Below are 20,466 nucleotides of genomic sequence, written 5' to 3'. Positions count from 1 at the left end.
CTTAGCGTAACGATTCGTGCGCGGTAATTTCGCGTAGCAGCTTGAATAATTCACGGCTGCTTTTCGGTGGCGCGTTGACTTCTTTTTCCTTGTGCGCGTTGCGGATCAGGCTGCGCATTCGTTGCGTGTCGGTTTCGGGGTATTCTTTCAACCATTCGCCCAGCATGTTTTCATCGCTAATCAGGCGATCACGCCAGCGTTCCAAACGGTGCAAACGTGCGGTTTCGGCTTTGCCGCCCCGATCCCATTCCGCCAGTTTTGCTTCAATCGGCTCAAGAATTTCGGTGCGCATCAGCTTGCCGATGAATTGGCGTTGGCGACGAATCGCGCCGTTCGCGGTCAAGCGTTGTGCCAGCAAAATCGAGTCGTAGAGCTTTTCGGATAAATCCAACTGGTCTAGCTGTTCTTTGCGCAGGGTAATCAGGCGTTCGCCCAAAGCTTGTGCGGCTTCGGCTTCGCGTTTGAAGTGGCTGCGGCTGATGTAATCGTCTTCTTCATCGTCATTGGCGTAATCAATCATGGGCTTATCCTTTCTACATGCCTAGACCAGCGGTCAAGGACGGGTACTGTAACCGGATGTTTAATTCAGTCAATAGTTTATCGTTACGAATCCGCCGCGATTCTTGTAAATACGACAACATTCCGGGACTCATGGCGGCTTGTGCTTCACTCATGCTGATTTGCGGCGGGCGCGGTAATCCGGCGTAATCCGCGACTTGATTGAAATAATCGGTCATGGTGGAGGGATGTCCGTCAGTGGCGTTATAAATCGCGCCAGCGGGGGCGGCTTCCATGGCGCGTTTACAGACCATCGCTAAATCGTCGGCGTGAATGCGGTTTGTCCAAGGTGCTTCGGCTTCTGTCAGCACGGGTTCGCCGCGTTTAAGGCGTTCCAGTGGCAAGCGGTCGGGGGCGTAAATGCCGGGGACGCGCAAAATCACGATGTCGCCGCCAAAACGCGCTGCCCATTCTTGCACGGTATTTTCGGCATCAGCGCGGCGTTTGGCACGGTCGGCAACGGGTTTTAGTGGTTCGGATTCGTCAATCCAACGTCCGTCGCAATCGCCGTATACGCCAGTGGTGCTGATTAATACCACCCGTTTGGGTGCAGCATCGACACCTTTGAGGAAACGACGGATGCGGTCATCGGTTTCGCCCGTCGGTTGCGGCGGCATGAACCAATACACCAGTGCTTCATCCAGCGCGAAAATCGAGAAAAAACTGCCGCGATCCACGTCACCCTTGCGCATGGCGAAGCCTTGTTCTAACCCCAATTGCAAGGATTCCTCACTGCGTACCCAGCCTATAGCCTTCGTACCCTCGTTTTGGTATAACCGTGCCACACGGCGACCTATATCGCCACAGCCCATAATCCACACTTTTTGGTTAGCTACACTCATGAACAACTCCCGACTCGATGCTGGCAGTATAAACGAAATCAAGCCCGGAAAGATGAAGCGTGTCGATGCAGGCAATGGCAAGCGCATTCTCGTGTGCCACGTCGAGGGCGAATTTTACGCGGTGGATGATATGTGTACGCACGAAGATGCTTCACTCTACCTCGGCTGTTTGCACGGGGATCGGGTGCAATGTTCCTTGCATGGTGCAGAATTCAGCGTCAAAACGGGTGCGCCAATGGCAGAACCTGCCGAAATTCCACTGAAAACTTATGCGGTCAGCGTCGAAGATGGGCGCATTTTGGTAACGGTATAACCTCATGCGGCGTTTTATGCGGTATTTCGTTTGGCTGTTTTTGCTGATCTTGTTCCTGTATTTGGCGTGGGATGCGTATCGGCGTTTTATGCTGCCGCCCGTATTGCCGCCGCAAATTATTGTGCCACCGCCTATTCTTGAGCCGAAGCCACCCGCGCATGTGCGTTCCTTGTTGGATTCGGTCTATAAACAGGTGGAAGTGACCCGTGCGTATGACCCTGCGTATGTCAATCTGAAATACCCCGGCGGTGACGTGCCAGAATCCACAGGCGTGTGTGCGGATGTAATTGTGCGGGCATTTCGTGCACAAGGCATTGATCTTCAACGTGAATTGCATGAAGACATGCGCAAGGCGTTCAGTGACTATCCGCGCAAATGGGGCATGAGAAATCCCGATAGCAATATCGACCATCGCCGCGTGTATAACCTGATGCGGTTTTTCGAGCGCAAGGGTAAATCACTACCCATTACCAAAGATCCGGCGGATTACCAGCCCGGTGACGTGGTGGCGTGGGATTTGGGCAAGGGGCAAGGGCATATCGGCATTGTGACGCATTACGTCACCGAGGATGGGCGACCGCTGATGGGGCACAATATCGCTTACGGTACGAATGTTGAGGATGCTTTGTTCTTTTGGCCGATCATCGGGCACTATCGTTACTTTAGCCAGTAAAGCCTCTGGCGATGGCTCGCGTCGCACTAAGGTACAGGTTCAGATGAATCACTTATCTTGGGACGGCTCATGAAAATTCACGCGATGGCTCTTTCTCTTGGGGTAATGCTGGGCGTGTCCGCGTGCGGCGGCAGTGGCTCGACGTTGGGGAGCACCAGCACGCCGACAGGTTCTACGGGTAATAACACCATTACGCGCACGGTCGATACTAGCAGCACGAGTGGCACGACCAGCACCAGCGGCGTGGGCTTAGGCAGTGCGAGTAGCACAAGTACCAGCACGAGCAACAGTAATACGACTTCCGCTGTGCTGAATGCGGAAGGCTTGTGGCGCGGCAGTAGCGATACTAGCCGCACGGTAACAGCTTTGATCGCGGATAACGGCTTTTATTGGGTGTTGTATTCCGCCGCAGGTAATAACGCCACGACTGCTGGTGTGATTGTCGGTAATACGATTTCTTCTAACGGTTCAATCACGTCCAGCAACGGCAAAGATTTCAACTTTGAAACCAATAGCTTATTCCCGCTCATATGGACGGGTAGCTACACCGCGAAAACGCGTTTGCAAGGCACATTGACTTACACCGATATTCCCGGCGGCATCGTGACACTCAATACGACGCATGATAGCGGTTATAACATTACCCCGAATGTTGCCACTATCAGTGGGCGTTACACGGGTTCAAGTACCAGTTTGGCGAATCGTAATGTGCCAACCGCGTTCGTTATTTATGCGACGGGGCAGCTTACCGGTAGTCGTACTGATGGCTGTACGTTTAGTGGTAATGTGACACCGCGTCTGCGTGGGAATATTTATAATGTTTCCATTACGTATGGAGTAGGATGCAGTGAAAGCAATAGTGGCAGAAGTACCAGCAGTACCGGAACAGCTTATGTTAACCCTGCTAATAATCAATTACAGAGTGTCACGTTAAATAATTCTGTTAATGATGTTTTATTATTTATAGGTGATAAGCAATAAAATCTTTGAGAATAATCGCAACCGGCTAATACGAAAAATAGACGGTTGCGATTATTACCATTAATTAATGTACGGGTAGGCTGGCGCGTAATACGTCACGGTCATACCACCATTGATTTTCTACGATGGCATCAATCACTTGCCCTAAACGTGGCAAAAAGACTTTAGGGTTCAGCAAATCCAACCGATTGAGCCACAGATTCATGGCTTCCTGTGAATTCACCTTGCTATGACGTTCTGCCACTTTGCCGAGCATGGCGCTGGTGAGGAACATCATGCTGTCACGTTTTTCACCTTCTAAGCGCAAATCGGCGATGTAGTGCGCTACGGTTGCGGCGACGGCTGCGCCATCTGCTTGCGGTGGCGTGGCGTCAATCAGGTTGTTGAGCATCATAATGGTCACTTGTGGATCAATGGGATAGGTGACAGCCAGCCACAAACCATTCCCTAATGCGGGCACAGATGCAGGCAAATCACAGCGGAACAGTACGTCACAGCAACGCACTGCATCTTCCCATTGCGCTTGGTCGCGGAAAATCTCAAACGACTCACGCGTCATGCCCCACGCGGCTTCGCGCATCCCCGGCTCTTCCAGCTCCAGCATGATTTCAGCAATTTCGTACTGCACATGGGCACGTTCCAGCGGGTTGCTGGCAGGGGTTAATTGCATCAACTGTGCTTGACGTTGGGCAAGTTCGTGTTTGAGTAATTGATGCGAATCATTGCTCGCGGTGAATTCAACTGGTGTGCTATCACTCATCTGTAATGCCTGTTTATCCAAAATCTGCTAAGCATAATAGCCTAATGGGGGGTATACAATAATTCACTGAAACATTAAGGTAAGGTTCAAGCGTTGTTAGTTAGTCTGACCATTATCTAGACTTAATGGATACTTTATTAGCAAGGATTAGCTGGAGGATGTAACGGTGATGAATGAACTTTATAAAATAATGCGATCAGTTGTCGATAATTGGATTGATTCGTTAGGCTTTATCTTAGTCGCTTTTTTTTATGGTCTAAGTTTTTTACAATTACCCATGGCTGAGCTCTTTCACATGTTAGGCATATTAGTGGTGTTATCGGTGGGGATGAATATTATTTTGTCTTCCAGTAAACGCCAGCCACTGCCAGTGAAGCCCCATTAAGGCTGCATCATGAGCAGCACTTTGCCATCCGTTGTCTGAGGGGCAAGGTGTAGTTTGAATTCGAATTTATACGGTTCATTCACCACTTGCGGTGATTCAATGAGCGCCAGTAATTCGTTATCTCCCGCGCCTTGCGTGACGATTCCTCCTGAAACAGGTTCACTGCTTGAACCGCGTGCATCGTATAACCACAATTGATAAAATGTGCCTGCTTTCGGCTTGGGCAAGTCGATAAAGCGCATGACGCCTTGTTGTTGCGCACTGTTCCACACCACATCTCCTTGTACGGTTTTGACCAATGGGTTTAGGGTGCGCAACCAATTACCACTAACGCTGCTAGGGTCAGCTAAGAGACGCGTGCGTAGCTCACCTAAGCCATCGGTGGTGGTTGCTTCGGCATGGACACTGCGCAAGTGCTGAATGGCATACCCTAACCCCACGATCAGTAACACCGATAGCAGCGCGAGTATTAACCAATTTTTGCTGGAAGCGTCACTCCGTGACATACAACCTTCCTTTTTGTCTATTTTTAAAGCGGGACTGCAACATGTAGTCATAACAATATCCTCTAATTATAACGAATAATAAGACGCCTGTTTGTGCAGTGCGCTAAAATGGTTCACCTAAAGTTTGACGAACCACCCCCAACTGAGTTCCCCTCATGCCAGCACAAACCTTTATTCCGGGCAAAGATGCCGCACTGGAAGCCTCTATCGCGACGATGCAGGAAAAACTCCAGCGCATCGGCTTTACTATTGAAGAAGCCTCTTGGCTGAATCCCGTGGCTAACGTGTGGTCAGTACACATTCGCGACCGCGATTGCCCGATGTTATTTACCAATGGCAAAGGTTCATCCGCTAAAGCCGCGTTGGCGAGTGCGTTAGGCGAATACTTTGAACGCCTCAGCACCAACTATTTCTGGGCAGATTTTTATCTGGGCAAAACCATCGCCAATAGCAATTTCGTGCATCACCCCAGCGAGCAATGGTTTCCCTTGGATGGTAGCGGGCAATTACCCGCAGGCTTGCTGGATGAGTCCACCTTAAGCTTTTACGATCCTGAATCTGCGTTGGATGCGCCTAAACTGGTTGACCTGAACTCCGGTAATGAAGAGCGCGGCATTTGTGCGTTGCCGTATGTGCGCCAAAGCGACGGCACAACGGTATGGTTTCCTGTCAATGTGGTCGGCAACTTATATGTCAGTAATGGCATGTCGGCGGGCAATACTGCTACCGAAGCGCGTACCCAAGCCTTATCGGAAATTTTTGAGCGCCACATCAAGTTCCGCATTATTGCTGAGGGAATCTGTCTGCCGGATGTACCAGCGGCGGTGATTGCGCGTTATCCACACATTGAGGCGGGAATTCAGGCGTTGCGTGACGCGGGTTTCGGTATTCTGGTGAAAGATGCGTCATTGGGTGGGGAATATCCGGTGATGTGTGTGACCTTGCTGAACCCCGACGATCAAGGTTGTTACGCTAGCTTTGGCGCACATCCGCGCTTTGAAGTGGCATTGGAACGTGCTTTGACCGAGTTATTGCAGGGCAGGGCGTTGGATCGCTTGGCAGGTTTCTCCGAACCCAGTTTTGAGTTGGAAGACGTGGCTAGCCCGCAAAATCTGGAAACGCATTTCATTGATTCTAGTGGCCCGATTCACTGGGATTTCTTGTGGAGCGAGCCAGACCATGAATTCGTGGATTGGAATTTCAGCGGCACCACGCAGGAAGAATGCCAGTATTTGCTGGAGCGTGTTTATGCGGAAGATTGCGACGCGTACATCATGGATTACGAGCATTTGGGCGTGTATGCCTGCCGTATTATTGTGCCGGAAATGTCCGAAATCTATCAGATCGAAGATTTGGAGTGGGATAATAACAGCACGGGTAATGCAGTGCGTGAAGCGATTCTGCATTTACCGGAACTGGAAGATGAAGAATGCACTGAGCTGTTTGATACCATCGAAGAGCTGGGCGTGGATGATCACCAGCCCGTCGCCGCCTTGATTGGGCTTGCGCCGGACGCGGGGTCTTTGTGGGCGGATTTGCGCGTGGGTGAGTTGAAAACCTTGCTGGCATTGGCGATGGATGATGAAGATGCTATCCGTGAAGGTTGCCAGTGGATTCGCCATTTCGAGCAAATCAGTGAAGAACGCCGCCGTGTGTACCGCTGTATCGAAGCCTTGCTGGATATGGATGATGTCGAGGGTTATTCACCGAACATTAGTTTGCTGTACGGCGCAACCGCATTGCAACAGGCGCAAGGCCTGCTGGATGGCAGTTTGCGTTTCTGGGGCATAGCTGCGCCGACGCTGGAATTGCACGGCTGCGACATGCACCAGCGTTTATTGGCAGCATACCGGAAGGTGCATCCGACACTGCAAGCCTGAACTACCCTTGAATATACCGCACCAATTGCGTGATCATAAACTGCTGTTCAGAAATGACTTCTTTGACCAGATCGCCAATCGACACTAGCCCGACCAACTCGCCATCCACCATCACCGGCAGGTGGCGGATGCGCTTGTCGGTCATGATTGCCATCACCTCTTGAATCGACTGGTCAGGTCGTGTCACCACGATCTGCCGTGTCATGATGTCTTCCACCCGCATTTTGTCAGCATCAAGACAGGTCAGGATCACTTTGCGGGTGTAATCCTGTTCCGAGATAATGCCTTTGAGTTTGCCATCCTCCAATACCAGCAATGCGCCTACTTTTTTCTCAGCCATCGTTTTAATCGCTTCAATCACCGCAACTGACGGACTGGTGCTGAACACTTCACCGCCTTTTTTGGCGAGTACCTGTTGTATCGTTTGCATCATTTTCCTCCTTCGCTCCGCTTCCCACCCTTATAATACTAGCCCCCCTCCACGGAAAACGCACATGCCCATGCTGGAAATACTCTACCGCGACCCCTACCTCGTCGCCATCAATAAACCTGCCGGGTTGCTGGTACACCGCAGCCTGATTGACCGCCACGAAACGCGCTTTGCTATTCAGCTTACGCGTGACCAGATTGGGCAAAAGGTGTATCCGGTGCATCGGCTCGATAAACCCACCTCTGGCGTATTGCTGTTTGCGCTCGACAGCGACACAGCGCGATGCCTGAACACACAATTTACCGCAGGGCAGGTGCAAAAAACCTACCGTGCGGTGGTGCGTGGGCATACGGCTGAGAGTGGGGTGATTGATTATCCGCTCAGGGAGGAACTCGATAAAATGGCGGATGCCCACGCGGATCTAGATAAACCGGCGCAGGTAGCGCTGACGTATTACCAGCGCCTTGCCACGACTGAATTGCCATACCCCGTGGGACGTTATGCTAGCGCCCGTTATTCGCTACTCGAATTGCAACCCAAAACGGGGCGTAAACACCAGCTCCGCCGCCACCTGAAACATATTTTTCACCCGATTGTCGGCGACACGACTCATGGGGATGGCAAACATAATAGCTTGTTTCGAGAGCAATTCGATTGCCAGCGGTTGCTATTGCACGCACATACGTTGCAATTTACCCATCCGTACAGTGCCGATATTTTGAACTTGATTGCGCCACTGTCGCTGGATTTTTCAACGCTGGTGGCTAAACTCTTCGCAAAACCAGTTATTATCAATATTAATAATAATCACTAGAGTGCGTTATATATGTCAAAAAAAATACCGTATTAAGGTGATGGTTCTCTGCTCTCTTTGAGGTGATGATTAAATTAATAACACGTTATTGTTACAGGTTATTAAGGGCTAACTACATCATTGAAAAGGAGAATCGTCATGGAATTCTATAAGGAATCGTTAAGCGCTATGCTTGATGAAAAGCATCCTAATCCGCGTAAAAAATGCCATCAAATTATGCAAAAAGTGGATGAACACGTGGCGCGTAAATGCGGGCAAAAACAGAAGCACTTACAACCCTGCGACGAGCGTGAGCCGTGTGATTGTACCCCGTGTGGGGATCACCAGCGCCTCGCCGACCTCGTAGTTTTGATTGATACCAGTGGCTCGATGTCTGGTAAGGCGGCGGCGGTGTCGGCAGCGGCTGAGCAAGCCATTCAAGCCGCGTTCGAGCGTTGCCCCAATCATTTGCGCGTGACATGGTTGGGTATCGAAGGCAGTTTTGCAGGTACGCAATTCACTGAAACCTACCGCGATTACCTCACTCATGGGGGCGCACCCTGTGCTTTTGCCGCTTCCACGACCAATTCCGGCAGTGCGCAGGGGCAAATGGAAGAGGGTGCGGATGCGATTAACGATTTGTCGCGCTGTTTTGATTGGCGAGAAGGCGCTTGTCGCAGCATTTTCTACATCAGCGACGAAGCGCTTGATCAGGGCGATCCGCAAAATGCGAGTGATACGTTGGCGACCAGCAACGCCATTGCAGCAGCACAGGCAAATCAGGTCAGTGTCTTTTTGCACCTTGCGCCCGGTTCTGGTGCATCTAACCCCGCGACGGTGCAAAATTACCACGATCTCGCCGCGCAAACGGGTGGTGCTGCCTTTATCGGCAATCCCCCGACCGTGGAGGAATACACCACGCTATTGACCGAAGCTATTTGCAATGCCTGCAAGCGTTGTAAAGCGGTCAAGTTGCCAGAGATTAAACCGTGTATGTCCATCGCATGGGGTGACAGCAAGTGTGACCACATGGAAACCGATGACGTGGAAATTTTGTGCATTACCCTGTGTAACTGCTATACCAATATCGACTTCACCAATGTCATGATCAATTACCTGCAAGTGGTGGATGCCGCTGGCAATGCTGTGCCGTATTTGCCGGATGGTACGCCATCCGTGATGGTTGTCCCCATTGGACCGATTTGTTTCGGGGATATTACGCATTGCCACGACAATCAGCCGACCTGTAAATCCCGTGAGTTTGTGCTGTATACGCGTGGTGCACGCGCAGGCAAATACCAGTTGAAACTGGGCGCGGTATGCTTTGGTGTGACCATCAATCAAATACTCAATGAATGCTTTGAGTTTGATTTGTGCAAGAGCTAAGCCGTCAAACCGTTGGGTGGCATGGTTATGTCGTGACTATGCCACCGTTGTGGGGGAGGTTTGCCTAAAGTGGTACGGTTATTGCTACCTTTCCAGCAGTAACCACCAATAACTAGCGCATTATCACCCCAGAGGTTTCTATGGAAAGGCATTCATCCCTCACACTGGCGCAAATTCTGGAGCGACTAGCTGTTGTGCTTGGGCATAAACAGACTGGTACGTTCTATATTGCCACTGACAATAACACCTCGTGCCGCTTTGGCATCAATGCAGGCAAGCTCACCCATTGCACCCACCGCCGTGATCAAGGTGCGGCAGCGTTACACAGTTTGCTGATGACGTATGGTGGTTCGTGTTCGTTTTCGGAAAATCAATCCATCCCGTTTCGGGCGGATGCAGCGGTGGATCATCAGGCTAGCTTAACGCTGTTAGGCATTCAACCCATTATTTTGCCGCGAGCTGTGGTGACTCCGTTACCGTTACCTAGTGCAAGCCCCAGCGTTATACCACCCAGACCACTGGGGGTTAATAACCGTTTTTATCGAGGTGGTTAGTTCCTAGCCATGCTGCACCACGCACGCCGCTGGAATCCCCAAAATGGGGCGCAACTAAGCGCGTATTGACCTGATCCGAAAATACATAGCGTCCCCAACGTTGCGGTACGTTGGTATACAGTCGTTGAATATTCGACATGCCTCCGCCGAGTACGATCACGTCGGGGTCGAGGATATTGATGACGTGCGCAAGGCTTTTCGCCATGCGCTCTTCGTAAGCCTGTAATAGCTGTTCTGCCTGCGCATCGCCCGTTGTCGCCAACCGCACAATATCCGCCGAGGCGCGGGTAGTACCAGTGGCTAGCTGATATTCCGCTGCAAAGCCGACTCCTGATAACCACGTTTCGATGCAACCGTGTTTGCCGCAATAACACGGTTTGCCGGGTAATTCATCCGGTTGCGGCCACGGTAATGGGTTATGCCCCCATTCGCCCGCAATCGCATTTGCGCCGGTTAAGACCTTGCCGTGGATCACGATGCCCGCACCCGTACCCGTGCCGACGATGACACCAAACACGCACCCGCCGCCAGCGGCTGCGCCATCGGTGGCTTCGGATAGGGCAAGGCAATTGGCATCGTTTTCGATGCGCACCGGGCGTTGTAGCAAGGCTTCCAAATGCTGTTGCACGGGTTTGCCATTCAATACCACGGAGTTGGCATTTTTCATCAAGCCAGTGGCGGGTGAAATCGCTCCGGGTGTGCCCAAACCCACGCTACAGGCTTGCCCCGCATGGTATTCTGCCTCATCCACCAATTGCTTGATGGTTTGTAAAATAGCGTCGTACTGACCTTGCGGCGTGGGCAAACGTTTGCGGAAACATTCCCGCCCCGCATCATCCAGCAACAATACTTCGATTTTCGTTCCGCCCAAATCAATGCCAATACGCACGCGCTACCCCGATCATTTCCCAAAATCTGCCTTAAGTCATGACACGCTCTTGCTAAACAATGCTAAATTACGCCAGACTTTGTTGAACATAGACGAAAATGGCAGGCGTTACTATGCAGTTTACGAACATTCTTACCCGTTCCCCCCTGATGGAAGCCATCTTGCGTTCCGCGCACCTGATTGCACAAACCGATGCCAGCGTGCTGATCACTGGCGCGTCGGGTACAGGCAAGGAATTAGTGGCGCGTGCCATGCACACCACCAGCCCTCGTGCCAAACAAGCCTTTATCACCGTTAACTGCGCGGCATTGCCGGAAACCTTGGCAGAATCGCTGCTGTTTGGGCATCGCAAAGGCGCGTTCACGGGTGCAGACAGTCAGCACACCGGACTCGTGAGTGCAGCCGACGGTGGTACGCTGTTTCTGGATGAAATCGGTGAATTGCCGCTAAGTTTGCAAGCCAAACTGTTGCGTTTCCTCGAATCTGGCGAAATCCTGCCTTTAGGTGAAACGCAACCTAAACGCCTTAATGTACGCGTGTTTGCAGCAACGCATCGCGATTTATACGCAATGGCGCAAGCAGGTACTTTCCGCCAAGACTTGTTTTATCGCCTCAATATTATTCCGGTGGAACTCCCCACGCTGCACGAGCGCAAGGAAGACGTGGAGCTGTTAAGCAAGCATTTCCTGCGCCAGTTTGCGTTACAGCACAACTTGCCCGAAGCCAGCTTGACGAAAGACGCGCGTCAGCACTTACAGCGTCACGCGTGGCACGGCAATGTGCGCGAATTGCGCAATGTGTGTGAACGCTTGAGTATTTTGCTAGCAGGGCGCGACATTGCCGCGTCTAATCTGCCCTTGGATGTACGTTCCTCGTCAGCCGCCGCTGCCTGCCCATTGCCGTTTAGCCTGCCAGATGATGGTGTGAATCTGGAGGAACTGGAACGTGACTTGCTAAATCAAGCCTTAGAACGCACCCAAAATAACAAAACTCATGCGGCGCGTTTGCTGGGTATTAGCCGTGATGCCCTCAATTACCGCTTGAAAAAACAGTTTAGCGCTCCTTTCATGCCATAGGTCGGGAAGGATAAGCACAGCAACATTTTCTCTGCCAAAACTGATAGTTAAGGACAAGCTGAGGAGTGTTGAGTGATGTTAAGCGATGAAATGGCTGTGTTGAAATATTCCGTATTGGGTTCGGCAATGCTAACGCTAACGGGCTGTGGGTTAAATCCACAGGTGGCGGATAAACTGCCCCTGCAAACCATTCAGCCCGATAAAACCAAGTTCGCCCAAAACCCTGCCAGAACCCATACCACAACCTTGCAAAAAGTGCCGATTGCCGTGGCAGCCCTGCCGATTGAACCCGCCGTTACGCCCTTAGCGACGCAATCCGTTGCCAAAACCACGCTGGATAAAGTAGCGTTTTGCGCCCTCAAACAATGCGGTAAAGGCTATTGCTGGGGGGGAAATACCCCGATGAAGGGCTTCGATTGCAGCGGTTTGACCCAGTATTCCTTCGGGCAAGGCGCGAGGGTGGACATTCCACGTACCGCAGCGGCACAGTATAAAGTGGCGCATAAAGTGCCTTTGAAAGAAGCCGAACGCGGCGATTTGGTCTTTTTCAAAACACGCGGGCAACGCGTGAGTCACGTTGGCATTTATTTGGGATCGGACAAATTCGTACACGCGCCCCGTACCGGCAAGCCGATTATGGTGAGCAAATTGGATGGGTATTGGAAAAAGCGGTTTGTGAGCTTTGGGCGTATTCCGGGGGCGCGTCAGCCGCTTGTTCCCAACAGCGTGGTCTGATCAGTGACCAACGTTGATGTCTTGAATCGGTGCATCCACGGTGGTGGTACTGCCGTCTTCAAAGGTCAGGGTCAGCACGGCTTTCTCACCCGCTTTCATATCCTGTTTCAGACCAATCAACATAATGTGAAAACCGCCCGGTTTTAGCTCGGTACGCCCTTTGGCGGGCACATCAATCTGTGGTACTTGGCGCATTTCCATCACGCCATTGTTATTGGTGTGAGTATGCAATTCTACGGTAGCGGCAACGGGGCTGGCAGCCGCTTTTAAGCTGTGATCCGTGTCTGACGTATTCACTAGCGTCAGGAACGCGGCGCTATTGGGTTGACCCGGCGGCACGGCGCGAGCGTAAGCATTTTCCACAGTAACGCTATCCGCTGCGGTGGCGTTGTTGGCGGCGGCTTTGCCTGCATCCGGTTCGGCTTGGCACGCGGCGGTCAAGGAAATGAGGGTGCTGAGAATAGCGGTTTGCACTAAATGTTTCATGCGGTGTATCCTGTCTAACGTTAACATTAAAATTCAGTTTCGAGTTTCAGCCATGCGCTGCGTCCGGCCTCGTTGACACGTTCGATCGTGCCGCCCAGATCAAGGTTGCGGCGGCTGACGTGTTCGGCGTAAGTCTTGTCGAGGAGATTATCCACCCCGAAGCGCATTTTAGTCGATTTATTCAGGCTGTAACGTCCGTAAGCATCGACCACGCCGTAACCCGCACTTTCACCCACTTCGGTTACGCCGACCATTTTGGTGTCGATGCGGTCTTGTCCGGCAGCAAAGCGCACGCGTGTGCCGCCACTCCACTTGCCTGCATTGTAGTCCAATTGTACTTTACCGTTGACGGGTGGCGTTTGTGCCAGCGGGCGATTATCGGCGGTATTGGTACGTTTGACGTAAGCAACATCCCCAGACAGGCGCAGTTTGTCGGTCAATTTGGCTTCCGCGCCGAGTTCCGCACCGAGAATTTCCGCATCGACGTTGCGGTAGATTTGTGCGCCTGTTTGTGCACCGCTAGCTACCTTGTCACGCAAGATGAAATCGTTTACTTGGTCGGCGAAGACTGTGCCTGTCCAACGCACTTTGTCGCGTTGTTGGCTAATACCGAGGTCGAGCTGGTTGTGTTTTTCGGGTTTAATGTCGGGATTGCCTACCCAACGGTCGGGCGCAGTCATGCCCCATTTACTGATATAACGTTCGGTTTCATCGGCGGTACGCACGGTACGGCTTGCACCAGCGAAAGCAGTGGTGGTGGCATTGAGGGATTTTTCGTAGCGTACTAAGCCGCTGACGTTGGTTTCTTGCTTATCGGTGGCGGTCGTGCTGTAAACCGCGCTGTAGTTTTGGTTGGCGGTACGCCCACCTGCGACGACTCCAGCTTTCGCGGCGGCGGCATCCACTTGGTCAACACGCATCCCGACTTTGAGTTTGTCGCCTGTGTCGAATTTGCGGGTGGCTTCGGCAAATACGCCACTCTGCTCAGTGCTCGCGTCCGGCCACATTAGCCCGGTGACAACACCGCCGGATGACATATTTTTTTGTACGGCATCGCGTGCACGGTTTTGGATGTTTACGCCGTAAGTAATGTCAGTATTGCCCACGCGGGAGGTCAGTGCCAGTTTGCCGCCGACGGTATCGGAGGTGGTGGGTACTGCCATTTTCATGCCCGTTTGTGGACGTAGGCTGTAATTGTCCATCAGGTGGTCGATATTGCTGGTGTAAACCTCGGCATCGACGTTGTTTACCTTGCCCTCGAATTGGTCTTGGTATTTGAGGCGTTGAATTGAGCCGGATTCTTCTGGGCTATCCATGCTCGCGCCGGAGTAGAGTGCGTCGGCAAAGTCGTTGTTTTCGTAGCTGTATTCGATCAGGCGGTTTTGAGTTGGCGTTGCGCCTAGCACGATGCCCGCTTGTTTGTGTTGGTAGGAGGAACGCACGGTTTTGCCATCCCCGTCTTCGTAATTATCGGCTTCACGATCCTGTGTGAAAACACGCACATAGCCTTGTTGTGTGGCTTTGGTGACATCGCCGGATACGTCGTGTTTCACGCCGTTACTCATGGTGGTGGCGGAGGCTTTGCCGCTCCAGCCGTCTTCGGGGTCAATAATGCTGCGGGTATCGCGCTCGAATAGTACCGTGCCACCGCTACCGCCTGCGCCATGTTGCAGGGTTTGCACGCCTTTTTCGACCGTGACTTTTTCGTAGGTTTCTAAGGCTGCCCAACTGGCGGGTGGATCCATGCGATTAGGGCAGCCGCCGTGCACGTAAGCGCCGTCTAGCAACACGTTGAGCTGGGTTTGTGATTGCCCGCGAATGATCGGTTCGATGCCACGTCCACCAAAGCGGCTGCCGGATATTCCGTTCAATTGCTTGAGGAAATCGCCGCCATCGGCAGGCAATACCGCGCTGCGTTCGGCAGATAGTGGGGTCACTTCATTGGGTGACGGAGCTTTTTTCTTGGCTTTAATGTCGATGGTCAGCGTGTCTGCGGCGAAGGGCGTGGTGCTCAAGACCAGTAAGGAGCTGAGTAGGGTCAAACGGGCTAGAGTGGGCTGCATAGGTAAACCTTTCAAAATCTGTTGCTTATGTATGGGCATAGCAATTAGCGTACCAATAATTAACTATTTGATTTATAATGTTATTATATATTCATTTGCTGATGAAGACGTGTGAAATGCCGCGCTTGCTGTGTCATTTCACGCTATCATCCCCGTCAACTTGTAACCGGATACGTACCCCCTCATGATGCCCAACCGTACTGAACGCCCCGATGTTAACCGCCGTGATTGGCATAATTTGCAATCGGTACTGCCGTTTTTGTGGGAATACCGAGGGCGGGCGTTGTTTGCGCTGGCTTGCTTGATTTTGTCCAAGGTGGCGAATGTGGGTGTGCCCGTGGTGTTAAAAGACATTGTGGATGTGCTGCAAGGCAAGCCGGAACAGGTGTTGGTCTTGCCCGTGATTTTGTTGCTGGGGTATGGGGCATTGCGGCTGGCGAGTGCGCTGTTCAACGAGTTGCGGGACACAGTGTTTGCGCGGGTGCGTTACCATGCGATGCGCAAAATGTCGGTGCGGGTATTGGAGCATTTGCACAACCTGTCACTGCGCTTTCATCTGGAACGTAAAACGGGGGCGATTAGCCGTGATCTGGAGCGCGGCACGGCATCGGTGAGCACGCTGATGAATTTCATGGTGTTTAGCATTATTCCTATTGCAGTGGAATTTAGCTTGGTGGCAGTGATTTTGTTAGGGAATTACGCGCCCGTATTTGCGTTAATCACGTTTGCTACCGTGGCAGTGTATGTGTTTTTCACCATTAAAATCACCGAATGGCGTATGGATCACCGCCATGAAATGAACCGCTTGGATTCGCAATCCAGCAATCAGGCGGTGGATAGCCTGATCAATTATGAAACGGTCAAATACTTCAATAATGAAAAGCTGGAATTGGAACGTTACGACGCAACGCTGGGTCAGTGGGAAGATGTGGCGGTAAAAAGCCAAACCTCCATGTCGTTGCTGAATTTTGGGCAGGCTTCCATTATTGGCATTGGGGTGACGTTCATTATGTTTTTCGCGGCTAACGGGGTCGTGACGGGTGCGATGAACATCGGTGATTTGGTGATGGTGAATGCGTTTTTACTGCAATTATTTTTGCCGCTAGGGTCGCTGGGGATTGTGTATCGGCAGGTGAAATACACATTGGCGGATATGGATATGGTATTTCGTTTGCTGGAAACGCCGCAAGAGGTGCGGGATGTGCCGAATGCGACAGCATTACAGGTGACGCAGGGGGAAATTCGTTTTGAAGCGGTGGATTTTGCGTATCAGCCGGAACGCCAAATTTTGCGCGGAGTCAGTTTTAGTGTGCCTGCGGGGGCGAAGCTGGCGGTGGTGGGGCATAGTGGTGCGGGTAAATCTACCTTGTCGCGCTTGATTTACCGTTTTTACGATGTGACGGGCGGGCGCATTTTGCTGGATGGGCAAGACATTGCGCAGGTGACGCAAGCCAGTTTGCGTAAGGCGATTGGGATTGTGCCGCAAGATACGGTGTTGTTTAACGACACGATCCGCTACAACTTGCAGTATGGCAATCCGCAGGCGACGCAAGTGGAGCTGGAGCGGGCGGCAGATATGGCGCATATTCGCACCTTTATCGACAGCTTGCCGGATGGTTGGGAAACGATGGTGGGCGAGCGCGGTTTGAAACTGTCGGGTGGTGAAAAACAGCGCGTGGCGATTGCACGCGCTATTTTGAAAAAACCGCCGATTCTGATTTTCGACGAGGCAACTTCTTCACTGGATAGCGCTACCGAACAGGCGATTCAGCAAACCTTGCACGAAGTAGCAGGACATCATACCACGCTGATGATCGCGCATCGGCTCTCGACGATTGTGGATGCAGATCGGATTCTGGTGCTGGATCAGGGCAGGGTGGTGGAACAGGGGACTCATGCCGAGTTGCTGGCACTGCGTGGGCAGTACCAGAGGATGTGGGAACTTCAACTCCGCGACGATACGCGTTAAGGCTGGTGCTGAGTTTTTCGCATTTACAATACGTTAAATTATAGCTATTTTATGGCTATAAAAGTTAACGGAGTCTTGTTATGGAACTAAGTACGATTGCTGAGGCAAAAAATAACCTACCTCGGTTAATACATGCAGCGGAAGCTGGCGGTGACATCCACATCACACGACACGGTAGACCCGTTGCTGTGTTGATTTCAGAACAACGTTATCAACAATTGTTCAATACAGGTAAGGCAGTGTTTCAGGCGATGATGCAATGGCGTGAGCAATACGGTTATGTTGACCTCACGGATGAGGAAGTCGATAGCTGGCGCGACCGTACACCTGCAAGGGAGTTTTCATGGGACTGAAATATTTATTGGATGCGAATATTCTGTCCGAACCTACCAAAAAACAGCCAAACCAGCAGGTGTTACGCCAATTAGAGCTGCACGCCGGAGAATATTGCACCGCTGTTACTGTTTGGCATGAAATGCATTATGGGCTTGAGCGTTTGCCGGATTCTCCGCGTAAATTGAATCTGTTGGCTTATTTAGCATTTCTTGATCAAAGTGGTTTGCCCGTGTTGCCCTACGAGAAGCCCGCAGGACAATGGTTGGCGCAAGAACGGGGCAGGCTTTCCAAGCAAGGTATTACGATACCCTTTGCCGATGGTGAAATAGCAGCGGTGGCTTTCACCCATCAGTTAACGTTGGTGACACGCAACGTGACTGATTTTACGATGTACAGCCACCTAACCGTCGAAAATTGGTTTGAACCCAGTGTCTAGCGCTGCTTAACGATACGCCCGCAACGCCATCAAGTTATGTGGAGTCGGCTCTTCTTCCCCTGCTTTAATCGGCGTAATGCTGCCAATGTCGGCAAGTTTGGTAACTTCCGCATCAGCATCCGGCGCGTCTTCAACCGCCACTGCATCGTCTGCATTGGAGGCTTCCAATGGTTCTTTTACCAAGTGGAGAGCAGGCGTTTCTGTGGTATCCGCAGAGGCTAGCGCAGGTTGTTTGGTGTCGAGGCTAGAAGTAACGTGTTGCACGGCAACTTCCAGTGAGAACAGCAGGTCACGCGCATTTTCCATGCCTTTGTGCAAGTCGGTAGACATTTGCTCGGTCAGATCCAGCGTTTTGGCAATGCGCTCCACCCGGATGTGGTCGATTTGCTCGAATTGCTGGTGAATGCGGCGGCTCAGGTCGTTGCTTTGCTCTTCGCGGCGGCGCATGGTTTCGACGTGCTTGCGGCTTTCTTCCAGACCAGAAGTCAGCTCGTGGCGTGCCAAGTCGGTATTCTGGAACAACGTGTTGAAGTGTTCGCTGGCTTGAGATTCCAATCCTTCCATTTCGTTGTTGAATTTCAAGAAGACCGTATCGGCATCTTGCTGGTAACGCTGCATTTGCTCCAGTAAATGGCTGGATTCTTTGAGCATGATTTCCAAACGGTTGTGGACTTCTGCCGACAAGCGTGCATTTTCTTGCTGGTGTTGGGCTTGCTCGCTGTGGTGTTCGATCAAGCGCCGCGTGAAGCCTTGCGCCATTTTTTCTTGTTCGCGTAAACGAATCAGGCTGTCATCGACTTGGGTCAGACCTTCGTGCAACTTGCTGCGGATGCGTTTGACGCTTTCGACGGAATCACCGAGTTGTTCATCCCAGTAGCCTTGCAGGTGTTGCAAGCGATCACCAAGTTGGCTGGAAATGCCGCGTATTTCTTGTTCAGCCGTGGTGACGCGTTCCATAATGCGTTCAGCTTGTTCGGCGCGGGCTTGGCTGGCTTCGTAGCTGCGGGTGGTTTGTTCGACTTGCGCTTTGAGTTTGATGAGGATGTTTTCTGCATCGCTAGCACCGTGTTGGGTGACTTCCAGCACTTCGGCGACACGTTTGCGGTCGGCTTCGGCTTGCAGGCGGACAACCCGAAGTTCTTGGGTTTCCTTGCTATTGGTTTGTGGTAATAACAACAGTACAGCACCTACTGCCGCTAGCAATGCAACCAGAATGATAATCCAGTCTATATAACCCAACATAAATGAAAACCCTGTGTCTAAATCAATAATTTATTCTGTCTAGTATAGCCTTGGATGCGTGAATTGCCTGCACAGTTCAACAAGGCGTGGGAAATTATGACCCACTTCGTAAAATAAATGCACGCCCAGCCGGAAAAAAGCGTTGTGCTGCTGCGCGTGCTTCTTCCCCTTCTCCAGTATAGATGCCGATCTTGGTAATGCCTTGCTCATCCGATCTACGGTCTGTTGCAAGCAATAAACGCCACTCATGTTGCACGATTTTGCCCTTATTGTCACGCAAAGGCAGTTCAACCAGTAGGATAGACCCAAACGGAATCACGCTGTTATCCACCGATGCGGTATACCCTGCCACGACAGGCAAACCAAACGCACTGCGGATGACGTCTTTGACGGCGCGGAAAAACACGAAGGATTGGTTGGCGTTGAGCACTTCATCTAACTTGTGCGGGTTGCTGTTGAGCCATTCACGCACGGCCTCATTGGAGAGATTTTCGGTGCGTAAATAGCCTTTTTGCTGCATATAACGCCCAATACTGGCATAGGGATGGGTATTTTTACCGCTAAAACCCAATAATTGGGTACGCCCATCGGCATAGCGGATCAGACCAGAGCCTTGCACCTGCATGAAATAATAATCGACGGGATTATTCGTCCACGCAATTTCCAAACCCTTGCCGTGCAATGCGCCCTGCATAATCTCAGCGCGGGAAGGCAATGCTCCGTATTTGGGTTTATCGTAAATGGGGTAACGAAAGGCTGCGGTTGGGGTGGCGCTGACGTCAATAACGGGTGTGAAATAGCCGCTCAACTCGACCGGATAAGCGTCATCGTCAGGAGCGCCTAAGGCTTCGAGTTGCAAGGTTTCGGGTAAGAATGCGTCGCTTGTCTGTGGTGCTTCGACCCAATGTAACAGTTGTTCCAGGGTGCGGCGTTGCGCGCTGGTTTCTTGGCGGATAAGCGGTTTTGCCGTTTGCCAGTAGGTTAATAAATCCAGCAAGGCTTGTTGTAATTCGGGCGTTTTGTCGATACACGCCTCCGTTAATACAAACGGTTGCGCGGCTGTGGGGGGTATTTGGCAGGTTGCCGCATAAGTTGGATTGGCGAGCAGGCACACGCCCACCACCAGTAATGGCTTTAAAAACATTGGACTCCCTCAAGCGAATGATTTTTGAT

22 protein-coding genes are annotated in these 20,466 nt (G+C 51.7%); 12 read left to right on the top strand and 10 right to left on the bottom strand.

The window, feature by feature from the left end:
• Nucleotide 1: 1 nt before the first annotated feature.
• Together yjgA and J1836_RS03545 are read right to left on the bottom strand one after the other, a co-directional pair.
• Nucleotides 2-520, bottom strand: a complete 519-nt coding sequence (gene yjgA / locus J1836_RS03550) for a ribosome biogenesis factor YjgA (protein ID WP_207249716.1) — start codon at nt 518-520, stop codon at nt 2-4.
• Between the two features lie 13 nt (nt 521-533).
• The gene (locus J1836_RS03545; RefSeq protein WP_242632714.1) at nt 534-1,400 is read right to left on the bottom strand and encodes an SDR family oxidoreductase; all 867 of its coding nucleotides are present in this window, start codon (nt 1,398-1,400) and stop codon (nt 534-536) included.
• Between J1836_RS03545 and J1836_RS03540 the strand changes: the two genes are divergently transcribed.
• The 3 genes from J1836_RS03540 (at nt 1,399) to J1836_RS03530 (ending at nt 3,367) form a co-directional block, all read left to right on the top strand.
• Nucleotides 1,399-1,713: a non-heme iron oxygenase ferredoxin subunit gene (locus J1836_RS03540; protein WP_207249715.1), complete on the top strand. Its 315-nt coding sequence runs from the start codon at nt 1,399-1,401 to the stop codon at nt 1,711-1,713. The genes J1836_RS03545 and J1836_RS03540 overlap by 2 nt on opposite strands.
• A 4-nt stretch (nt 1,714-1,717) precedes the next feature.
• On the top strand, nt 1,718-2,386 hold the full coding sequence (locus tag J1836_RS03535) for a DUF1287 domain-containing protein (RefSeq protein WP_242632713.1): 669 nt from the start codon (nt 1,718-1,720) through the stop codon (nt 2,384-2,386).
• A gap of 69 nt (nt 2,387-2,455) precedes the next feature.
• Complete coding sequence (locus tag J1836_RS03530) at nt 2,456-3,367, top strand: hypothetical protein (RefSeq protein WP_207249714.1); 912 nt, start codon at nt 2,456-2,458, stop codon at nt 3,365-3,367.
• Nucleotides 3,368-3,431: 64 nt separating this feature from the next.
• Here J1836_RS03530 and J1836_RS03525 read toward each other — a convergent pair whose 3' ends face one another.
• Nucleotides 3,432-4,127 (bottom strand): hypothetical protein, encoded by a 696-nt coding sequence (locus J1836_RS03525; RefSeq protein WP_207249713.1) that lies wholly within the window; start codon nt 4,125-4,127, stop codon nt 3,432-3,434.
• 381 nt (nt 4,128-4,508) lie between these two features.
• Nucleotides 4,509-5,018, bottom strand: a complete 510-nt coding sequence (locus J1836_RS03520; RefSeq protein ID WP_207249712.1) for an anti-sigma factor — start codon at nt 5,016-5,018, stop codon at nt 4,509-4,511.
• A 155-nt stretch (nt 5,019-5,173) separates the two neighbouring features.
• On the opposite strand from J1836_RS03520, the gene ycaO reads away from it, so the two are divergent.
• Entirely contained in the window at nt 5,174-6,898 is a 1,725-nt protein-coding gene (ycaO, locus tag J1836_RS03515) for a 30S ribosomal protein S12 methylthiotransferase accessory factor YcaO (RefSeq protein WP_207249711.1), read from the top strand.
• A gap of 1 nt (nt 6,899) precedes the next feature.
• Here ycaO and J1836_RS03510 read toward each other — a convergent pair whose 3' ends face one another.
• Complete coding sequence (locus J1836_RS03510; protein WP_242632712.1) at nt 6,900-7,331, bottom strand: CBS domain-containing protein; 432 nt, start codon at nt 7,329-7,331, stop codon at nt 6,900-6,902.
• 67 nt (nt 7,332-7,398) lie between these two features.
• Here J1836_RS03510 and truC point away from each other — a divergent pair, with 67 nt between their 5' ends.
• The 3 genes from truC to J1836_RS03495 all read left to right on the top strand — a co-directional run bounded on the left by truC (nt 7,399) and on the right by J1836_RS03495 (nt 10,061).
• A complete protein-coding gene (gene truC, locus J1836_RS03505; RefSeq protein WP_207249710.1) occupies nt 7,399-8,142 on the top strand; it encodes a tRNA pseudouridine(65) synthase TruC in 744 nt (247 codons plus the stop codon).
• A 138-nt stretch (nt 8,143-8,280) separates the two neighbouring features.
• Nucleotides 8,281-9,507 (top strand): hypothetical protein, encoded by a 1,227-nt coding sequence (locus J1836_RS03500; RefSeq protein ID WP_207249709.1) that lies wholly within the window; start codon nt 8,281-8,283, stop codon nt 9,505-9,507.
• Nucleotides 9,508-9,647: 140 nt separating this feature from the next.
• A complete protein-coding gene (locus J1836_RS03495; RefSeq protein WP_207249708.1) occupies nt 9,648-10,061 on the top strand; it encodes a hypothetical protein in 414 nt (137 codons plus the stop codon).
• On the opposite strand, the gene J1836_RS03490 is transcribed toward J1836_RS03495, so the two are convergent.
• Entirely contained in the window at nt 10,033-10,950 is a 918-nt protein-coding gene (locus J1836_RS03490) for an ROK family protein (protein WP_207249707.1), read from the bottom strand. The two genes, J1836_RS03495 and J1836_RS03490, sit on opposite strands and share 29 nt — an antisense overlap.
• Before the next feature lie 113 nt (nt 10,951-11,063).
• On the opposite strand from J1836_RS03490, the gene J1836_RS03485 reads away from it, so the two are divergent.
• Both J1836_RS03485 and J1836_RS03480 read left to right on the top strand, forming a co-directional pair.
• On the top strand, nt 11,064-12,026 hold the full coding sequence (locus tag J1836_RS03485; protein WP_207249706.1) for a sigma-54 interaction domain-containing protein: 963 nt from the start codon (nt 11,064-11,066) through the stop codon (nt 12,024-12,026).
• A 75-nt stretch (nt 12,027-12,101) separates the two neighbouring features.
• A complete protein-coding gene (locus J1836_RS03480; protein ID WP_242632819.1) occupies nt 12,102-12,761 on the top strand; it encodes a C40 family peptidase in 660 nt (219 codons plus the stop codon).
• Here the strand turns inward: J1836_RS03480 and J1836_RS03475 are convergent, their stop codons facing one another.
• On the bottom strand, nt 12,762-13,247 hold the full coding sequence (locus J1836_RS03475; RefSeq protein ID WP_207249705.1) for a copper chaperone PCu(A)C: 486 nt from the start codon (nt 13,245-13,247) through the stop codon (nt 12,762-12,764).
• A 26-nt stretch (nt 13,248-13,273) separates the two neighbouring features.
• Nucleotides 13,274-15,310 carry a TonB-dependent copper receptor gene (locus J1836_RS03470; RefSeq protein ID WP_207249704.1) on the bottom strand — a complete coding sequence of 679 codons (2,037 nt, stop codon included), beginning with the start codon at nt 15,308-15,310 and terminating at the stop codon, nt 13,274-13,276.
• A 184-nt stretch (nt 15,311-15,494) separates the two neighbouring features.
• Between J1836_RS03470 and J1836_RS03465 the strand changes: the two genes are divergently transcribed.
• From J1836_RS03465 to J1836_RS03455, 3 genes are all read left to right on the top strand, one after another.
• Nucleotides 15,495-17,279 (top strand): ABCB family ABC transporter ATP-binding protein/permease, encoded by a 1,785-nt coding sequence (locus J1836_RS03465; RefSeq protein ID WP_307792570.1) that lies wholly within the window; start codon nt 15,495-15,497, stop codon nt 17,277-17,279.
• A gap of 80 nt (nt 17,280-17,359) precedes the next feature.
• A complete protein-coding gene (locus tag J1836_RS03460; protein ID WP_207249703.1) occupies nt 17,360-17,632 on the top strand; it encodes a type II toxin-antitoxin system Phd/YefM family antitoxin in 273 nt (90 codons plus the stop codon).
• Nucleotides 17,623-18,051 carry a type II toxin-antitoxin system VapC family toxin gene (locus J1836_RS03455; RefSeq protein ID WP_207249702.1) on the top strand — a complete coding sequence of 143 codons (429 nt, stop codon included), beginning with the start codon at nt 17,623-17,625 and terminating at the stop codon, nt 18,049-18,051. The genes J1836_RS03460 and J1836_RS03455 overlap by 10 nt, the downstream gene beginning before the upstream one ends.
• A 6-nt stretch (nt 18,052-18,057) precedes the next feature.
• On the opposite strand, the gene J1836_RS03450 is transcribed toward J1836_RS03455, so the two are convergent.
• Both J1836_RS03450 and J1836_RS03445 read right to left on the bottom strand, forming a co-directional pair.
• Nucleotides 18,058-19,293 (bottom strand): coiled-coil domain-containing protein, encoded by a 1,236-nt coding sequence (locus tag J1836_RS03450; protein ID WP_207249701.1) that lies wholly within the window; start codon nt 19,291-19,293, stop codon nt 18,058-18,060.
• A 94-nt stretch (nt 19,294-19,387) separates the two neighbouring features.
• On the bottom strand, nt 19,388-20,437 hold the full coding sequence (locus J1836_RS03445; protein ID WP_207249700.1) for an MltA domain-containing protein: 1,050 nt from the start codon (nt 20,435-20,437) through the stop codon (nt 19,388-19,390).
• Between the last annotated feature and the right edge of the window lie 29 nt (nt 20,438-20,466).

The sequence above is a fragment of the Thiothrix fructosivorans genome (assembly GCF_017349355.1).
In the GTDB taxonomy this organism is placed as follows: domain Bacteria; phylum Pseudomonadota; class Gammaproteobacteria; order Thiotrichales; family Thiotrichaceae; genus Thiothrix; species Thiothrix fructosivorans.
The sequence above is the reverse complement of the archived record's forward strand: the minus strand, read 5'-3'. Positions and strand labels throughout refer to the sequence as shown.

Coding starts and splice junctions, on each gene's coding strand:
- J1836_RS03525 (WP_207249713.1), bottom strand. CDS start 4,127: ATGAGTGATAGCACACCAGTTGAATTCACCGCGAGCAATGATTCGCAT.
- truC (WP_207249710.1), top strand. CDS start 7,399: ATGCTGGAAATACTCTACCGCGACCCCTACCTCGTCGCCATCAATAAA.
- J1836_RS03450 (WP_207249701.1), bottom strand. CDS start 19,293: ATGTTGGGTTATATAGACTGGATTATCATTCTGGTTGCATTGCTAGCG.
- J1836_RS03480 (WP_242632819.1), top strand. CDS start 12,102: ATGTTAAGCGATGAAATGGCTGTGTTGAAATATTCCGTATTGGGTTCG.
- J1836_RS03540 (WP_207249715.1), top strand. CDS start 1,399: ATGAACAACTCCCGACTCGATGCTGGCAGTATAAACGAAATCAAGCCC.
- ycaO (WP_207249711.1), top strand. CDS start 5,174: ATGCCAGCACAAACCTTTATTCCGGGCAAAGATGCCGCACTGGAAGCC.
- J1836_RS03465 (WP_307792570.1), top strand. CDS start 15,495: ATGATGCCCAACCGTACTGAACGCCCCGATGTTAACCGCCGTGATTGG.
- J1836_RS03460 (WP_207249703.1), top strand. CDS start 17,360: ATGGAACTAAGTACGATTGCTGAGGCAAAAAATAACCTACCTCGGTTA.
- yjgA (WP_207249716.1), bottom strand. CDS start 520: ATGATTGATTACGCCAATGACGATGAAGAAGACGATTACATCAGCCGC.
- J1836_RS03530 (WP_207249714.1), top strand. CDS start 2,456: ATGAAAATTCACGCGATGGCTCTTTCTCTTGGGGTAATGCTGGGCGTG.
- J1836_RS03520 (WP_207249712.1), bottom strand. CDS start 5,018: ATGTCACGGAGTGACGCTTCCAGCAAAAATTGGTTAATACTCGCGCTG.
- J1836_RS03535 (WP_242632713.1), top strand. CDS start 1,718: ATGCGGCGTTTTATGCGGTATTTCGTTTGGCTGTTTTTGCTGATCTTG.
- J1836_RS03470 (WP_207249704.1), bottom strand. CDS start 15,310: ATGCAGCCCACTCTAGCCCGTTTGACCCTACTCAGCTCCTTACTGGTC.
- J1836_RS03495 (WP_207249708.1), top strand. CDS start 9,648: ATGGAAAGGCATTCATCCCTCACACTGGCGCAAATTCTGGAGCGACTA.
- J1836_RS03545 (WP_242632714.1), bottom strand. CDS start 1,400: ATGAGTGTAGCTAACCAAAAAGTGTGGATTATGGGCTGTGGCGATATA.
- J1836_RS03485 (WP_207249706.1), top strand. CDS start 11,064: ATGCAGTTTACGAACATTCTTACCCGTTCCCCCCTGATGGAAGCCATC.
- J1836_RS03445 (WP_207249700.1), bottom strand. CDS start 20,437: ATGTTTTTAAAGCCATTACTGGTGGTGGGCGTGTGCCTGCTCGCCAAT.
- J1836_RS03510 (WP_242632712.1), bottom strand. CDS start 7,331: ATGATGCAAACGATACAACAGGTACTCGCCAAAAAAGGCGGTGAAGTG.
- J1836_RS03455 (WP_207249702.1), top strand. CDS start 17,623: ATGGGACTGAAATATTTATTGGATGCGAATATTCTGTCCGAACCTACC.
- J1836_RS03500 (WP_207249709.1), top strand. CDS start 8,281: ATGGAATTCTATAAGGAATCGTTAAGCGCTATGCTTGATGAAAAGCAT.
- J1836_RS03475 (WP_207249705.1), bottom strand. CDS start 13,247: ATGAAACATTTAGTGCAAACCGCTATTCTCAGCACCCTCATTTCCTTG.